The 15,200-nt window shown below is 53.8% G+C and carries 14 protein-coding genes; 3 read left to right on the forward strand and 11 right to left on the reverse strand.

Features of this window, described 5'->3' with window-relative positions; genetic code table 11:
- Positions 1 to 185 precede the first annotated feature (185 nt).
- The 5 genes from DM374_RS26345 to DM374_RS26360 form a co-directional block, all read right to left on the reverse strand.
- Positions 186 to 2,663 (reverse strand): hypothetical protein, encoded by a 2,478-nt coding sequence (locus DM374_RS26345; protein WP_225422593.1) that lies wholly within the window; start codon positions 2,661 to 2,663, stop codon positions 186 to 188.
- Between the two features lie 343 nt (positions 2,664 to 3,006).
- Complete coding sequence (locus DM374_RS33275) at positions 3,007 to 3,402, reverse strand: HEAT repeat domain-containing protein (protein WP_157969750.1); 396 nt, start codon at positions 3,400 to 3,402, stop codon at positions 3,007 to 3,009.
- A gap of 236 nt (positions 3,403 to 3,638) precedes the next feature.
- Entirely contained in the window at positions 3,639 to 4,649 is a 1,011-nt protein-coding gene (locus DM374_RS26350) for a S1C family serine protease (RefSeq protein ID WP_110972514.1), read from the reverse strand.
- A gap of 12 nt (positions 4,650 to 4,661) precedes the next feature.
- Complete coding sequence (locus DM374_RS26355) at positions 4,662 to 6,308, reverse strand: NlpC/P60 family protein (protein WP_110972515.1); 1,647 nt, start codon at positions 6,306 to 6,308, stop codon at positions 4,662 to 4,664.
- A gap of 300 nt (positions 6,309 to 6,608) precedes the next feature.
- A complete protein-coding gene (locus DM374_RS26360) occupies positions 6,609 to 7,301 on the reverse strand; it encodes an SOS response-associated peptidase family protein (protein ID WP_110972516.1) in 693 nt (230 codons plus the stop codon).
- A gap of 99 nt (positions 7,302 to 7,400) precedes the next feature.
- On the opposite strand from DM374_RS26360, the gene DM374_RS26365 reads away from it, so the two are divergent.
- On the forward strand, positions 7,401 to 7,829 hold the full coding sequence (locus DM374_RS26365) for a LexA family protein (RefSeq protein ID WP_110972565.1): 429 nt from the start codon (positions 7,401 to 7,403) through the stop codon (positions 7,827 to 7,829).
- Entirely contained in the window at positions 7,819 to 9,096 is a 1,278-nt protein-coding gene (gene umuC / locus DM374_RS26370) for a translesion error-prone DNA polymerase V subunit UmuC (protein ID WP_110972517.1), read from the forward strand. The genes DM374_RS26365 and umuC overlap by 11 nt, the downstream gene beginning before the upstream one ends.
- Positions 9,097 to 9,168: 72 nt before the next feature.
- Here umuC and DM374_RS26375 read toward each other — a convergent pair whose 3' ends face one another.
- From DM374_RS26375 to mobH, 6 genes are all read right to left on the reverse strand, one after another.
- Positions 9,169 to 10,014: a GNAT family N-acetyltransferase gene (locus DM374_RS26375; protein ID WP_110972518.1), complete on the reverse strand. Its 846-nt coding sequence runs from the start codon at positions 10,012 to 10,014 to the stop codon at positions 9,169 to 9,171.
- Positions 10,015 to 10,272: 258 nt separating this feature from the next.
- The gene (locus DM374_RS26380; RefSeq protein WP_110972519.1) at positions 10,273 to 10,989 is read right to left on the reverse strand and encodes a hypothetical protein; all 717 of its coding nucleotides are present in this window, start codon (positions 10,987 to 10,989) and stop codon (positions 10,273 to 10,275) included.
- A gap of 310 nt (positions 10,990 to 11,299) precedes the next feature.
- Positions 11,300 to 11,668, reverse strand: a complete 369-nt coding sequence (locus DM374_RS26385; protein WP_110972520.1) for a histone-like nucleoid-structuring protein, MvaT/MvaU family — start codon at positions 11,666 to 11,668, stop codon at positions 11,300 to 11,302.
- 251 nt (positions 11,669 to 11,919) lie between these two features.
- Entirely contained in the window at positions 11,920 to 12,171 is a 252-nt protein-coding gene (locus DM374_RS26390) for a hypothetical protein (protein ID WP_110972521.1), read from the reverse strand.
- A gap of 290 nt (positions 12,172 to 12,461) precedes the next feature.
- Positions 12,462 to 12,761: a hypothetical protein gene (locus DM374_RS26395; protein WP_110972522.1), complete on the reverse strand. Its 300-nt coding sequence runs from the start codon at positions 12,759 to 12,761 to the stop codon at positions 12,462 to 12,464.
- Between the two features lie 114 nt (positions 12,762 to 12,875).
- Complete coding sequence (gene mobH, locus DM374_RS26400) at positions 12,876 to 14,693, reverse strand: MobH family relaxase (RefSeq protein ID WP_191985320.1); 1,818 nt, start codon at positions 14,691 to 14,693, stop codon at positions 12,876 to 12,878.
- A gap of 143 nt (positions 14,694 to 14,836) precedes the next feature.
- On the opposite strand from mobH, the gene DM374_RS26405 reads away from it, so the two are divergent.
- The gene (locus DM374_RS26405) at positions 14,837 to 15,196 is read left to right on the forward strand and encodes a DUF3742 family protein (protein ID WP_110972524.1); all 360 of its coding nucleotides are present in this window, start codon (positions 14,837 to 14,839) and stop codon (positions 15,194 to 15,196) included.
- The last annotated feature ends 4 nt before the right edge of the window (positions 15,197 to 15,200 follow it).

Here is a 15,200-nt window from a genome sequence, read left to right on the forward strand (position 1 = left end):
ACCCTTACCGGACATCCGCGAAAGCCCGCAGTTGGCCAAAAGCGGACTGTCCTCCATTGTGGGAAATTGGCTTTAACCAAAACGGCTGTTTGGGTAGATTTGGACAGAGCTCGACTGTCAGCCTTGAGTTATGGCAGATAGCAAGTGATTACCGCGCCCTGTCTATTACAGGATTACCCTCATGATCACCTGCCTCGCCTGCTGTCGCGCGGCAAGCCAGGTGAAAGGTGCCTGGCAACCGTTTGGAAGGTTTCATCCTGACTGATTAGCAATGCAGAGAAGTCAAAGTAGTTGACCGTGAAGTTTGCGGCATGCCATTGGCTTTCGAGATAGTCTTTAAAGGCCGCTGTTTTCTTGTACCTGTCGGAGATAGCAAAAGAGGCTGCAAATTTTGAGACCTCTCCCCGGGTTGCTTCATCAAAAATCGGAGTGTCAGTGGACATGGCGTCAAGGAAGGCGAACGAACCTGCCCAGTACCTGATGTGATAGATCCCGATTGACGTTGCCCTAAAATAGAAGTTTTCAGGGTCTTCGCTGTCCTGAACGTGAATTTCTCTGTAGTGACCATGCGGTGTTTCAATTAATCTGCGCTTTGCCAGTCCTTTCAGCGACTTCGCAATTTGGTCGCTGATGAAGCCTTGAGTTGCGACTTCAGCACCGATTGTCCTCCCGCTTACGAAGCCATCGTTGTCAGCTACCCCTTGGCTTGAAGCTAGATAGGCGACAATCAGCGATGCTAGAAAGTGCTCTCGGGGATCTGCCGTGCTTTGAATATCAAATAGGTTGCAGGCAACAAACGAAGACTGTGCGTTGAAATATGCATATTCACCCAGCAAGGCGTGTTTGGTGAATTCGTGCAACGGTATTCGATAGTTTCCTCGTTGCTCTTCAATGTCGATGATCTTCTGCGAGTCGACGTTGGGGCTCCCAAAAAAGCCAGTGATCAGCTCGATCACCGAGCGGGTATTGCCACCTGTGACGTTGCTCAGAAATGTTTTGATCTGATCGTTTGCCCGTATCGAGCGGAGCGTGGCGTTTAAGAAAGCCACAACGCTAGTCAGGTGCACCCTTATATCAGTCAAGGTCGCTGGAGCAACGCTCCCTTCCGCGACACGGCCAGCAAATATCAGACGTTTCTGCACTACCTCGTCAGCGGGCGGCGGGGAGATCGTCAACACTTTGTTTTGATACCCGGACAGCGCCCCCGTCGTCTTCGAGAGAAAAAAAGTGCTCGGGCGTAAGGCCACAAAAACAAGCAAATTGCGCGTCGAAGCGAATTCCTGTGCGATCAGGAAGGTTTCCTGCTGAACCTCGAATGATCGCTGATCAGCATTGTCGAGGACTAGAATTATCTGTTTTCCTCGCCCTCTTGATAAATGACCTAGCGATGCGCGCAGGTGCATATCCGTTTTCTTGGTCAAGTCGATCAGAAAGCTGGCGCGTTCATCGTCATACTTGGCGCGATTGGTTTCCTTAAGTCGACCAGGCGTTGTTTTATCGAAGTCGAGCAAGTCACGATGATAAATGGACTCAACAAAGGACGCTTCGTAAATATCTAATGCGTAATGTTCTTTCAGGGCGCGCGGTATTTCTGACAGCAAAAAATCTTTGACCGAAGAGCTGAGTGTCGCCTTGTTCCCTAGGTTAAGGTTCAGAAAGTAAGTTTGAGCCCGCTCTGATATGCTCAGGCTTTCGTAGAGGTTTTCAAAAAACGAGGTCTTGCCGACCCCTACATCGCCGATGATCACAATCGGCCTTGATCCAGCTGCGGCCAATGAAGGGTCGCTGAATTGCAGGTTGCCTCCATCCACCACCGCTATTTCGTCAAAGGCGGAAGGCGCCACCCCGAGTTCTCCGGCGCGCCGGTAACGGGCTTGGATAACCTTCCTGCTCAGCAGCAGGTGGCGGTTATTTGCCTCTAGCTTGATGTAGCATTCCTTGTAAAAGTCTGCCTTCAGCTCTGTGTTATCCTCGATCTCTTCAAGCAAGAGCGAGGATAAGGATCGCAAATTTTCCTGAAAACGGTTTCGGTACCTGTATTTGAGTGGTTCAGGTATTACTGTCGATGCCTTTGGCGGGATCCGTGGATGACGATGATGGGCCAACTCACGATAGGCTCGGTTTTCGGCAATGCCTTCCGGAGACATCAGTTTCCAAAGCATTGCAAAATTTGTTACATAGGAATCGAATCCGTTGAAAATATAGCACTCGCCATCCAAAGGCTGGTAACCAGGTGATATCGCTTGAAAAATCGCCAACTGCGGTCCATTGCAGACGATCGCGACGGAGGCGCCATTGATTGCACAGTATGGAATTACTTGCTTGACCGCAGCGTCGAATGTTTTTGAAGCCAGAATCAAGGAGGGCATCTTGCGTAACAGATTGCCGCCAATGGAAGGGAAATCGAAATAAGCCGATTCGCGTTTAGCCTCTAGTATGGCTTTCGCTGGTTTTCCAAAAATGTAGTCTGCACGACCGCCCAGCTCGTCAGTTTTCTCTACGCTCACATTCGGGTGCGCCCACCCTAGGCACTCGAAGATCAACCTATCAATAAACTGAAATCTGTTCTGTGCTTCGTTCCAGTGACTGCTGTCAGTTGGAAGTTCCGCAAGGATTCGTTTTAGATTCTCCAACCCTTCAGACATTTCTATAAGTGCCTGCATCAAGCCTCCATGCTGTGGGAACTCAAGATCAGATAATATCGAACCGTCGAGGCGCTTCAATAGAAATTTCTGCGTGGGCCTAGGCCCCATTACTGTCTGTCCTACAGCGTTACAGTTTTGGTCGATTTCTTGCTGGTGTCAATCGCGGGCGCGACTTGCGACGGCTGTTGGCCGGCTACTGTCCTTCGTGAAGGGTCGCTATCGACCGAGGGTGTGAAACACCGAGCCGAGGTGATTTTCCAAAATTGGTTGGGGTTCACACAGCTTCGGCCTAGGGCAGACAACCAACCACTAACTTGCTAGGTAAGTCGCCCGCCGTAGCCGGCTCTGCTTGATGGGCGTGCTAGGCTAACTTGCGGCCGGCACGACCTAAAGCAGCCAGAGTCTGTTCTTTGTATGTAGTATGAGATTGATAGATACTCATGATCGCCTTTACTGCTTCCTCCCCCCCAGCCTCACCAAGAGCATGTAATGTCTGCTCTTTGTAAGTAGTGTGAGACTTGTAAATGCTCATGATTGCTTCTACCGCTGCATCGCCTCCCGCTTGACCAAGAGCCTTGAGGGTTTGCTCTGTATAAGAAGTATGAGATTTGTAGATTGCCATGATTTTAGATACAGCTGAGCTCATAAAAATACCGTTTTCTTGGAAGTGATAAGGTTCGGCTAGATTTAGATAGCGCGCAAAAATGGTCGTCGACGCTACAGGAATTAATCTATCCGTAAAGATAAAAGTGAGCAATAGCAAAAAACTAGGGAAACTAAATATTTCGACAGTGGTGCTTGTTGTGAGCCGCAAAAAGCCAGTGATGGAATCACTGCTTTTTGCCGACTTCAGCCGTTGCCGAAGGTCTTCAATAGGTCGAGCGCGTTCAGTCGCTGCTGGCAGCTACCGGGCAACAGCGGCCAATCGACTAATTCCACTTCCCTAATCTCACTTCGGTATTTCTGAGAGTACCACACTAGCCTTGCCAATATTTATTGCAGGCAGAATTCGGAGTGCGCAAGCTTGTAAATCGGGTCTTCGAGCCGCTGGAACTTGCAATAGTAAAGATGCTCGCGTTTGTGGCCGTTCATATTCGTGTACTGTCTGGACTGCAGGTACGTGAACTCGGACTTCGGGAATTGCGATTGTAGTTCGGTAAGAAATGTATTGCAGAACTCTGGGCTGCTGGATTTCTTGGTTTGCCACTCGCCTAGCTTTTCGACTGTTACATTCAGGTCGTAACCTTCAATGCCGTGGATCTTCCTCCTGCATGCAGGGTAGGTGGCACAACTACCGTATGTGACGGATTGTGCACCGGCTTGGTCAAGGAACGGCTTGGCGTAGTAAATAGGGATAACGTACGAGACCAGTTGGCTAGATCTTTTGTAGGCGACAGAGATGCCGATGACCGTGCCATTGCTGCCGAATACGGGCCCGCCACTGTTGCCCTCGTTCAGTGCCAAATTGGTTTGCCACCAAGGCTTGTAGACGCCGTCGACTTCGGCCAGCTCCGCTGTTTTCATACCGTTGGGTATCATTGCCAGCTCCCAGCCGGCATATCCCAGAGCCATCAACGGGGCAGCAATAGGCGTCGGCACTGCCGTGCCGATTGCAACGCTCTGCCAGCTCTCGCCATCGCCACGCGCGGACAATTGCAGTAACGCGATATCGTTAGCCCGGTCACGTGCAACAACCGTGGCCCTCACGCTGCTGGTTCGCCTGTTACCGATCTTGACATCGATTGTTTCGGATTCGACTGTGACATTTCCTACAGGGCGGATGACGTGGTCGTTCGTGATGACCAGCCCGGATTCGGAGACGATAAATCCCGAGCCGTTGCTTTCACAATTGCCATCGCCATTGGCCAGGATGCAGGTGTAGTGGATGCGTGCCGTCGCGTCTCTGTTGTTTTCAAACAAACAACTATCTTCCATTGCGTACGCGGTATCGAGAGAAAAGGCCGCCATCAGCGTCGCAATCGTGGCTTGATTCGTGCTGTTCATACTTAGCCTCCTTCAGGGCGTGAGGTCCAGTCGCGAGAGAGGCTTGTAGCCAGCCTGCATCAACTCAGCTTCGCTGTACGACCGCCGGCAAACGCCGCCGCAGGACGCATTGGCCGCTGATTCGATCACGGTATGGAAACGTCCTTTTGGGCCGTTTGCGGTGCTTTCGAGAAGCCGCACATGTGACCCTGACTTGTTGACGATGTCGCCGGGCCGTAGATTCTCCCAGAGCACGGCTGCGCTTACTTTGGCATCCGGCAGACTACGTGTTGTGTAGTAAGCCCCTGTTTGCCAGGCGTAGGAGACAAAGCCTGAACAGTCCAGACCCGTTGCGGCGGGATAGACGCAATTGGAGCTGCGGCATGTGCAATCAGAGCCCGCCAGCCTGCCATCACTGAGGTGCTGCCTGAAGGTATCGAGTGAACTAGCATAACCGCCCCAGCGGTAGGGAATGGCCGTAACTTCCTTTTCCAGCAGCGCATCCAGACGGCTTGGGCGGTGCCAGATATTGGCCGAGGGGTTACAGAGGTTGGGTACTCCGGTGCGGCTGTAATTATTAGCATGCATGACCCACTTCAGTTCCAGCGCCTCACGTGCTTTTTTCAAGATGCTCTGGCGGCTGACCTGTTGCAGGGCTACTAGGCCGACAGCGCTGGTTCCGTTCAACTGCTCCAACTGCTTGAGTATGTCCTGTTCCGATGCGATCAGCGCCACATCTGTGGGGCGAGCGATAACCACCGGCTTTGCGGTGCCGACTTTGGAAAAAACCACAGGCTCAACGGTGACTTTCCCATTCTTGGCAAATGAAAGGCTGACAACCACGCCGTTGGTCAATCGCGCGAAAGGGCGGCGGATATTACAAGCGTAGGCATCTGGCGACATGTATGCCTCCGCGGTAAGCGTGCCTTGCACATCGGTTGTGATAAGGCGCACAAAGCTCAGTTCTTTGGGGGCTTTCACGGTTTCCTGCGTTGCAATTAGGGCGCCTTCATCAGCGCTCGCCCAGAGCATGCGCACATCGACCAAGCGTCGCTCCGAGGAAACGCTCGTCTGCTTGAACCCTGTGGTGGAGATCGCGTTCCTGCCCACTGCAAGGGTGGGCTTTTCCAGCTTGAAATCAAAGAATGACGCGGCCACCTGGCCTGGATCGGCGAGCGCCCCCAATACCTTGCTGTCGATATCGATGGGCACCTGTTTGCCGGCGAGGTTCTCAAGCGTGAGCTGACCGTCCGACAGCACCACAAGGCGGGGCGCGCCTGACTCGGGGTCATAGCGGGTGAATGAGCGCGCGCTGACCCTGGACGTCGCTGAAACAAGAGCCACGTCGCCAAGCGCGCCGACTACCACATACCCAGACGTCGTCGCGATCAAATCGACGGGGTCGAGCAAGTCGGGGGGCAGCTTGATTTCTGTGGCGGCCTTTGTACCGACGATCAGGATCTTTTGGTTGACGCTGTCCAGAATGGCCAACTGGCCATTGGGGCCAGGGGCGATGGTGGCCGGCCCCCTGCATTCTTCGTTGGGAATGCGCTCAATACCGACCTGACCGAGGCCATTGCCTATTGGCAAGTCAAACGGGCCGGTGATTTGAGCTTGAGCAGCGCTGCATGGAGGTATTGTTGCTAGCAATAACCCCCCTAAGCAAAACCTTGCGAGCATATAGCCTCCCCTGGCTGTAGCGTAAATGTCTTTTACCGCCGGCGCATAATGTCAGTAGGCTAGCATTGCTTCCGTTTTCCTCAAGGTGAGTTAGCGGGGGTCATGTAGTTTCGAGCGATGTTCGATTACATAGTCAGGGTAGTACGGGGCAATGAGTGCAGGTTCCCAACCCAAGACTTCGAGTTGAGGGCGACAAGTCAATGTCCACGTCTGGTGGGTTGCAGCCAGTAGCAACTGGCTGCTTTGAGTCGAGCGGACGTTGTGGAGAAAGTTGGTATTAACAGTGCTTTTAGCTCTGCTTCAAGGATGAATGGTATCCAGCAGCCCTGGGCCCTGATTCCGCACATTTCCCACTTGCTTGCCGACTGGATACCACTGAAAGGCATCCGCTGGCCTGCAGCCACTGGCCATAATTTCAGCAGCGCGCTCTAGCGATGTCTCCGTATCAATCCATTCCCTAGCCAGCTCAGGGGTTAGCACCAACGGCTTGCGATCATGTATGTCGACCAGTCCCTGATCTGCAGCCGCTGTGACGATCACAAACCCGTCCCGCTCGTCCGGCTCTAGCCCTTGATGTACTTCGGCCAGCGCTGCGAAGAACAGTGGTTCACCGTCGGCGCCGGTGATGTAGTAGGGTTGTTTGCGCTTCGGGTCGGCCGGGTCCGGAATCCACTCATACCACCCGTTCGCCGGCGCCAGCGCTCTGCCTGCCGGCCAAAGCGCCTTGAAAAACTTGCCCGCCGCTATCGTCTCGGCCCGCGCATTGATTGGATCAGGACGCTTTCCCTTCGCCCAGAAAGGCGACCATCCCCATTTGACGCGATCCACTGCCAGCCGATCTCCCAGTTGTCGAATCACTTCAACCCGGGTCGAGGGCGCGATGTTGTACCGATTGATTGGTTCATGGTCGTAGCCATTGATTACGACCAGGTCGAGCGACAGCTGCCGCAGGTAGTGGTCCATAGACTCGTAGAGCGAATACCGTCCGCACATTTCCCACCTCGTCTGTCAGAAATTTCCTGCTCGGCATTGACCAGGCGTCTGATGCTGGATTAACTGTATATGCATACAGTTTGCATTGAGCCCGTAATCATGAACATCACGCTCCTGGGTGCGCCGACCGGCGGCACCGAACCACTCCCGTTGTACTCCTTCCATGTCCCGGCCGGGTTTCCATCGCCTGCGGCTGACCATCTGGAAGGTCATATCTCGCTCGATGAGTTATTCGACCTTCGAGCGCCCCATGTGTATCTCATCAAGGTAGAGGGCGACAGCATGGAAGGGGCAGGTATCTATTCCGGCGATCTGGTTATTGTGGACCGAGGGCGAGAGGCGGAACACGACGATATCGTAATTGCCGCGGTCAACAGCGAGCCGGTATGCAAACGGCTACACCGACGTGATGGCGTGGTGATTCTCAAGTCGGAGAACATCAAGTACCCGGCACGACACATCATGGAGGGCGACGAATTGGTGATCTGGGGCGTTGTCCGCTACAGCGTCCGCGATCATGCACAGTGACCAGGTGTTCGCACTGATCGATTGCAACTCGTTCTATGCATCGTGTGAGCGCGTTTTCCGTCCAGACCTGGCCAGGGTGCCGATCGTTGTGCTTAGCAACAACGATGGTTGCGTGATCGCTCGAAGCTACGACGCGAAGCCGTTTGTGCAAATGGGAGAGCCTTACTTCCAGGCAAAGGAAAAAATGCGTCGTCACGGAATCATGGCGTTCAGTAGTAACTATGCGCTCTACGGAGACATGAGTGAGCGAGTGATGACGGTGATTGAGTCGCTGGTCCCGGCCGTCGAGATCTACAGCATTGACGAGTGTTTTGCTGATCTGACAGGTATCCAGAGTGATCTCACTCAGTTTGGCCGGCAGATCCGATCGCGGGTGCTGCAGTGCACGGGCATTCCGGTCGGCATCGGGATTGCGCCCACCAAGACGCTTGCCAAATTGGCCAACCACACGGCAAAGCGGCTGCTGTCTCACACAGGTGGAGTGGTCGACATCTGTGATCCGTTCAAGCGCGACTGGGTATTACGCAATACCGAGGTGAAAGAGGTGTGGGGCATAGGCAGGCGTATGAACATGCACCTTGAAGGCATGGGCATTCGGACTGCCATGGGCCTGGCCCAGGCGGATCCCCGGACTTTGCGGCAGACGTTCAGCGTGGTCGTCGAGAGGACCGCTCGCGAGCTTGCCGGCACGCCATGTCTTGAGTTGGAGGAAGTGGAGCCGCTTAAGCAGGAAATTTGCTGCAGCCGGATGTTTGGCAAGCGGCTGACCGAGCTGGAGCCCATCCGGCAGGCGGTGGCCACCTATGTCGGGCGTGCTTCTGAAAAGCTGCGTGCCCAGGGCTCGGTCTGCAAGCGAATGCGCATCAGCATCCGCACCGGGATGTTCAACCCTGACGAAGCGCACCATGCCCAAGGAGCGCTGGTCGAGTTACCGTACCCCACCAGCGATACGTTGTTGATGACGCGGCTTGCCTCCAGGGCGGTGGCGCAGATCTTTCGGCCAGGCTACCGCTACAGCAAAGCGGAGGTGCTGCTGATGGATCTGCGACAGCCGGGAGAGTTTTCGGGGGACCTGTTTACGGCCAACCAGCCGGTGGAATGTGATCGGTTGATGCAGGTAATGGACAGCATCAACGTGCGCTGGGGCAGGGGGACAATGCGCTCCGCCAGCGTACCTTCGGCGCCGGACTGGGGAATGAGGCGGGATATGATGAGCCAGTCGTATACCACCCGGATTGATCAGCTATGGACGGTGCGATGCAATTGAAGTTGACGCTGAACCAGCTCTCCCATCGGGTCCATGGATAAGACCCTCGATTCTATTGAGCTCAGGTGTAGCTCAAGCATCGCTTAAGTCATTCGGAAGATAGATTTCGTCCAGGTACCAACCCCAGCCGTTCGGTGTCCTTGTCAGGCCAACCTCTTCAGCCGCCCTGTATTTGGCCTTGGTCCTTCTGAGGATGGTAAGTCCACTGACCGTGATTTCCACGACGGGGTCATTGAGGACCTGTTCATTAGCAATCGCGACGCGGCGCGCGAGTTGGACGACTCTATCTTGCGAGTGAAATCTGCCCATCACGTAGTGCACTCGATCAGGTTGAATTTGCCGAGAGGTGTATAGAGCTGCTTCGGGGTAAACCAACACGGAAACCATCTCCCAATCGTCGCCGCGGACGTCTTTACTGGGACGAGTGGACAGGCGCTGCATGAAGATTGGACCTTGCGAAAGACAGGCGGCACGCTGACGGTGGGTTTCGAAGCCCATCTGGATCCAGAACTCCACTGACGCACGTGGCTCACATTGGACTACGAGCACGGCGTTGTTGGCAGCTTCTTCCAACTTGATAGCATGCCCAACTAAAGCTCGCCCAATGCCACGTCCTTGGTACTCGGTTTGAACCTGCAGGATCGTGTCGCAGGAGAGGCCGTTGGTGAGAAAGGCAATGGGTTCATTAGCCTCACTCCAGACAAGCATCCGGCCTTCAGCGCAAGTGCTCTGGATGAGTTCCCAGTTGTGAATGAACCCAAATCCATCGCGCGCCTCGAGGGTGAGCCAAATATTAATAGCTAGCAGGTCTGGCGCAGTGGCCGGCCGAATTCTGCTGTCGCGTTGGCCTGGCAGGTACGGTGCATTCATCATAATCATCCCCGGTCGCAGTTCGCTAAAAAAGGAAACGGCTGCCATTCTCTCCAAAATTGGGCTGTTGTTGTACTGTTCCTTTGAAAGTGCAACTTTCTAATGGGGTAGGTGCAATACAGGCGCGAGGGGAGGTTGCTAAAATAGTAGTTTTATTATCTAAGTCGATCCGCCATTTTTGAAAGCTTGACTTCTTTGGGGTCAGTCGCGGTGACATAAATAATGTATGTCGAGTCCTTGAGGCTTAGTAGTGATGAGTACGATACGCTTTGTATTCGGCCATGCCCAGTATGGCCATATTAATGGCTATGAGTCAGGGGGTGGTTGCGGAGCTTTAGTTTTACTCGAAAAGCCGAGAGCTTCAAGATCGTCAGCGAAAGACACTTTCTTCAGTGTGTAGTTCGAGACCCCAAAAAGCAACGCAATTAGGATCGCTAGCGAGATAAATAGGGCTGGAGCGTTGGCACTTAACCATCGATCTAGGGGTTCGAGTTGGTTAAAAGCCTGGCGCGCATAATAGCCGAGAGTGCTTGTAAGTTCTCCTGGAAAGAAACGCCTCATGGTGGTCAGGGTTAGTGAGCTAAAGAATAATAAAGCTAAACATATATTGCCTGATATGGCTGCGTAGACTTTGAATTGCTGCCAGTGCCTCCTGAATCTGCTGTCAATTGTCACAAATTCTATGTCGCGTATCTGCAAAACCTTTCCATGCGCTACCGTATCCTCTTTTTTCCAGGTTACGTCGCCAAAGGCTCTTGAGCGGTATTGGCCAAGGAATCGTTTATAAAAGGAGATGGTTTTGAGCGTGTGAGGTTTGAATTTTTCAGCCGCAGCGTCAGTGAAAAGTAGGGCACATTTGGGGGTGACGAATCTTGTGATGCTGCTATGTTTGTCTGTGTCCAAATCGAGAGTGTAGACGCGGCCTTGGGTTCTGACTTTGAAACGCCCAGTGTCTCCTGAGAAAGCACTGATGTCTGCTGTCGAGTAATGGATCAGGGCGCGTTTAGGTTTCTTATTCAGCATGCGATTGAGTCTAGGGTAATTGGGCGCGCTTTATAGCCAGATGTGGATGCAGGTAATACCTTCGAATGCTGGTAGGTTTGTTGTGGCCCTTTGGGTTCAAGGGACACTGTTTTTTTCAGATAAATTCAATTGATTTTTCATAGTTCCGTCTTTGGGTCGAGCCTCTAGCTGGAAATAAACGATTTCAAGATATGAGGCTCTATAATGCCCCGGTAACGGGCTTGACTAGAGTTCTTAATAGGAGTGCATTTGCATATGAGCCATTAAGGTTGGTCTGCATCCGAGTACGTACTGGTGTTAGAAATCAAGCTCATTGGGAAAGCCACGACTCAACAACATCTTGGCCATACTGGGATTTCCAGTCTTTGAGGGTCTTGTGATTGCCGCCCTTGGTTTCGACCACTTCGCCGTTATGTGGGTTTTTGTACACTTTCAAGGTTCGAGGTTTACGAGTTTTCGCTGCTTCTGGCTGGACCGCAGGGCGGCGTGCCGAGGCCTGAGGATCCAAGAGGGCGATAACATGCCCGAGGTTAAAGCCGTATTCAGCGAGAAGTGCACGCAGCTTGGTTTCGAACTCAAACTCCTTTTTCAGGCCCACATCATTCTTGAGGGTTTCGAGCTCAGCCAGTTGAGCGGCGAGCTGCTGCTCGAGTTTACGGAATTCTGCAAGACGGGACATAGCGCTTCACCTGGATGGTCTGAGAAATAAACAGAAGCTAGTGGATCGATTTTTCAATAGTAAGCTAATGAAGTTTGGAGTCAAACTAAATTCGCTGATCTGGCGCCATTAACGATTAAGAAGGTTTCATTTCGCAGAGATAGTCAGGTTGGCATTACGGACACTCAGTGAGATAGGGAGAGTTGGAGCGAGTGGTAAGCGAAAAACCACAACAGCCCCTATCTCAAAGGGCTGCTGCGGTGTAAGCGGTACTACAGAAGCACCTTCATTGCAGTCAACAAAATGCCGATGGTGGCAGAGAACATCATGCCCATCCTGATGGTGAGCTTGGTTTCCATCTGAGCAAGGTCGGTTTTGACCTCGGTACGGAGCGCAGCAACATCTGCTTTGGTAGCCAATAGCGAGAGCAAATCCGCCTCCAATGCTTCGATTACAGCGGTGATTTTCAGCTCAGGTACGTTGATCGCGGTCAGCGCTTGGTACAGAGCCAGTTCCATTTTCATAAAGGCCTCCAGGGAGTTAAAGGCCTGCCCTCGACGGGGTAGGCCCGTCGAGGGTTGAAGAGTGTTGCCTCCATCGACCTTGGGGGTCGACTGATCGCGTTATGAGGCGAGGCGATCGGTGGATCGGCCCGATACATCGAGCCACCGCGTTGAAGATCCAGGCGGTCGGGGCATGTTGCTGGCGACGCCAGCGGAACATGCCTCAACGTTAACCCGCGGGGACTCGATGTCAATTTATGAATACGCTACTTGGTCACACCATGTTTCGGGGTGTGAGCGGAGTGTTGCAGTTAGAAGCCGACGCAGAAATCCAGCTGCCCACTATCCTGAATGACGCCACTGGAAGCCTTGCTTCGATTCTTGATATCGATGACTACCATCGTGTCTTTTTCGCAGTCGAACGCGGTTGTCAGGCAGATCCATTCGCAAAGCTCGAGTGCGCTGTATGTAGCCTCAAGTGCATAGAAGGATGAGGTCTCATCCCAGTAATTCTCGGCGCTGAGTGTCTTCAACTCGCGGGTGAAGGAGTCGTAGCGGCGTTGGTAGTCTGTGTCGTGCTTGATGCGGTACGTGATGATGAAATTGTTCATGGCCTGATCCTTCAGGTGATGGGATGAGGGCTGAACAGTAATCCGTGTTTGTCGGTGGTGAAGGGATGTCCTTATTTCAAATTGTTCGCGTTGCGCAGGGTGAGCCCGGAATCGTTAGGCGTCGTCACCAGGCTTCGAAACATGCAGATGCAGATAGGGGTTGTTGAGCTTGAACTCGCCGATCAGATCGCCCGGGTCTTTGAGCAGGTAGCCGTGAAGACGACGTGATTTGCGTGGTCCTGTCACTTGGCATGTCCAGATGTTCAAGCCGCCTTCCTGCTTATGATGGACACGCAGTTGTTCGAAGCGTTTTTGCACCCATTGCCAGTCACCGACCTCATCTGCCCTGGCCAGCGCCGAGACGTTCGGGTGCTCCTGGATGTAGCGCTTGAAGATGCCAGGGCTGACCAGATAGAGCGTTTCCGCAACGGTGTGAACCAACGCCTTGGCATCGTTCATGATCAGGCGACGGGAGCGCAGACTCTGTTGTAGCCAGGCCATGAAGTGTTCGCCGGACGGGGTGTCAGGGATTGTTTCTGTGGTGGCCGCGGATATGAGCTCCTTCGATTCGGCTGGGGCGCAACGAACACCATTCGCGGGGCTGGAGTCGTGTGGTGCTATCAGCCCGAAGTCCAGGAAGTCCTCCATTCCGAGGTCCAGGTCAGGAGGGAGCATCAAGCCTGTTTTTGGCAACGGGACTGGTGTAGTGCCTTGTTTTTTCTCTTCGGGAACGTCGACCGTCACGGTGCCGGAAAAAGGTTCCGGTCGGGCATTGAGTTCCCAGATGAGCGCTGGCGATACCTTCAGAAACGTGAAGGTATGTTGCCAGCCGCTAGTGCTGCTGACTGTCGCTTTCCAGATGGCTTTGCCTTCGGGGCTTTCCTGAGCGATGCCGTGATCCTGTAGCACATCGAACACGGCTGTATTTCGTTCTGGAATGCCTTCGATACCTTGTGACAGCAGATGGGCGCGCAATTTGTCGGAGACGGTTTTGCTGACCAGCCAGAGGGTGTCCTCGGTAAGCCAGGCATCCGAGGCCTGCGGCTGGTTGAGTTTCAGCTCGTGCGTGAGGAGATAGCGAAGTCCGTCCAAGAGTTTGCGTTGAAGGGCGTGTTTTGGGGCGGCTAGGGCTTTGCTCGGGTCTCCACCCAAGGCTTGGGCTACGGAGGCTTGGTCAGCTCTGACCACAAGATCTCCGAGAAACCCCGCATGCTCGAGCTGGCCTGCCAGAACATACAGCAGTGAGGCCCAGAGTTCGGGATATGAGCTGATCCAGTCGAAAATTGGTGCAGCAAGCACCCGGTTGTAGAGCAGGCCGGTCGCTGCGCTGTGAAGGCGATATTGGCGACCTTTGCGGTAGTTCAGCCGATACGGCTGTGAGATCGGGGGATGCCAGGCGCTCCAGTGCTGGCCGTTGGCAAGCTCGATCTGGACATCAACGGCAAGCTTGCCAATGTCGTGGAGAAGGGCAGCGTAAGCACAGGCGGCCGTCCACGCTTCGGCTTGGGCTGCCTGTGTTTCGGGCGGTGCTCCGATTGGGAGCAGGTGGGACTGTCGCAGCTTGAGGGCGTAGGCGACTGTTTCCAGTCCGTGATCAAGCATGCCGCCCGAGTAGGCGTGGTGGTGGCTTTCAGAGGCGGGGGTGAGCTGGACCAGTTCTGCGTAGCGCTTGAAGGGTTCCAGGTAGAGCTTCTCGAACTGTGCCCGTGATAGGGACGTCCGCTGCCAGATCTGCTCGATGAGTAGTTGGCGTCGAGGCGTGTTCAGCAGTTGTTGTGCTGATTGCGGTGCTGTCCAGCCGGTGGGGGCATCGGGTTCTATGGAGGACAAGTGGGAACCCTGTGGATTGAGCAGGCGGTGGATCCCCGATCTGAGCCAGGTAGTGGCTGAGTAGGCCTTTTCCCTTTTGCGAGTAGAGCCTTTCCCCTTCATTTCCATTCCCTTGTTTTTCCCCTTTGGGTCGTTACCTTTTGAGACTGTGCTGGCGCCGGGTGGGACCCCGAGATCGGTGGTATGGCGCTGAGTTGAACAGGAATAAATCCAGTGCCCGCCGGATTGGGCGGAAGGAGCGATGATTGAATACCTCATCTGATTCGACCAGGGCTGAACGCCTCGGCAGGTGGCTCGGTAAGAAGTGGCGTTGCCAGCAGCGGCGGGAAGGACTTGTGGCTGCAGTACTCCAAGAGCGGGGTGTACCAATCCAAATCACGACTGTGCTGATCTGGATTCTGAAGCTCAGCGTATTGGGGGGGGTGGCGTACAGCTTTTTCTGGATAGCCTTCATTTTGGCGATAGTTATGCTGTTTGGATGGGGAATGATGAAAGCCAATGTCGATGATTTTGATGACCAACCTGAATGGCGGGACGGGTCCAGTGGATATGGGTTGTATCGAGGTGGAAATCGGGTTGATGTAGGGATCTCGGATGATGATTGATCCA

Source organism: Pseudomonas huaxiensis (assembly GCF_003231275.1).
Lineage (GTDB): Bacteria > Pseudomonadota > Gammaproteobacteria > Pseudomonadales > Pseudomonadaceae > Aquipseudomonas > Aquipseudomonas huaxiensis.

Excerpts from the sequence above, each read along its gene's own strand:
- mobH (WP_191985320.1), bottom strand. The coding sequence starts at position 14,693 with ATGAAGGGGAAAGGCTCTACTCGCAAAAGGGAAAAGGCCTACTCAGCC.
- DM374_RS26345 (WP_225422593.1), bottom strand. The coding sequence starts at position 2,663 with ATGCAGGCACTTATAGAAATGTCTGAAGGGTTGGAGAATCTAAAACGA.
- DM374_RS26395 (WP_110972522.1), bottom strand. The coding sequence starts at position 12,761 with ATGAACAATTTCATCATCACGTACCGCATCAAGCACGACACAGACTAC.
- DM374_RS26375 (WP_110972518.1), bottom strand. The coding sequence starts at position 10,014 with ATGGCAGCCGTTTCCTTTTTTAGCGAACTGCGACCGGGGATGATTATG.
- DM374_RS26365 (WP_110972565.1), top strand. The coding sequence starts at position 7,401 with ATGAACATCACGCTCCTGGGTGCGCCGACCGGCGGCACCGAACCACTC.
- DM374_RS26360 (WP_110972516.1), bottom strand. The coding sequence starts at position 7,301 with ATGTGCGGACGGTATTCGCTCTACGAGTCTATGGACCACTACCTGCGG.
- DM374_RS26385 (WP_110972520.1), bottom strand. The coding sequence starts at position 11,668 with ATGTCCCGTCTTGCAGAATTCCGTAAACTCGAGCAGCAGCTCGCCGCT.
- DM374_RS26390 (WP_110972521.1), bottom strand. The coding sequence starts at position 12,171 with ATGAAAATGGAACTGGCTCTGTACCAAGCGCTGACCGCGATCAACGTA.
- DM374_RS26355 (WP_110972515.1), bottom strand. The coding sequence starts at position 6,308 with ATGCTCGCAAGGTTTTGCTTAGGGGGGTTATTGCTAGCAACAATACCT.
- DM374_RS26350 (WP_110972514.1), bottom strand. The coding sequence starts at position 4,649 with ATGAACAGCACGAATCAAGCCACGATTGCGACGCTGATGGCGGCCTTT.
- umuC (WP_110972517.1), top strand. The coding sequence starts at position 7,819 with ATGCACAGTGACCAGGTGTTCGCACTGATCGATTGCAACTCGTTCTAT.
- DM374_RS26380 (WP_110972519.1), bottom strand. The coding sequence starts at position 10,989 with ATGCTGAATAAGAAACCTAAACGCGCCCTGATCCATTACTCGACAGCA.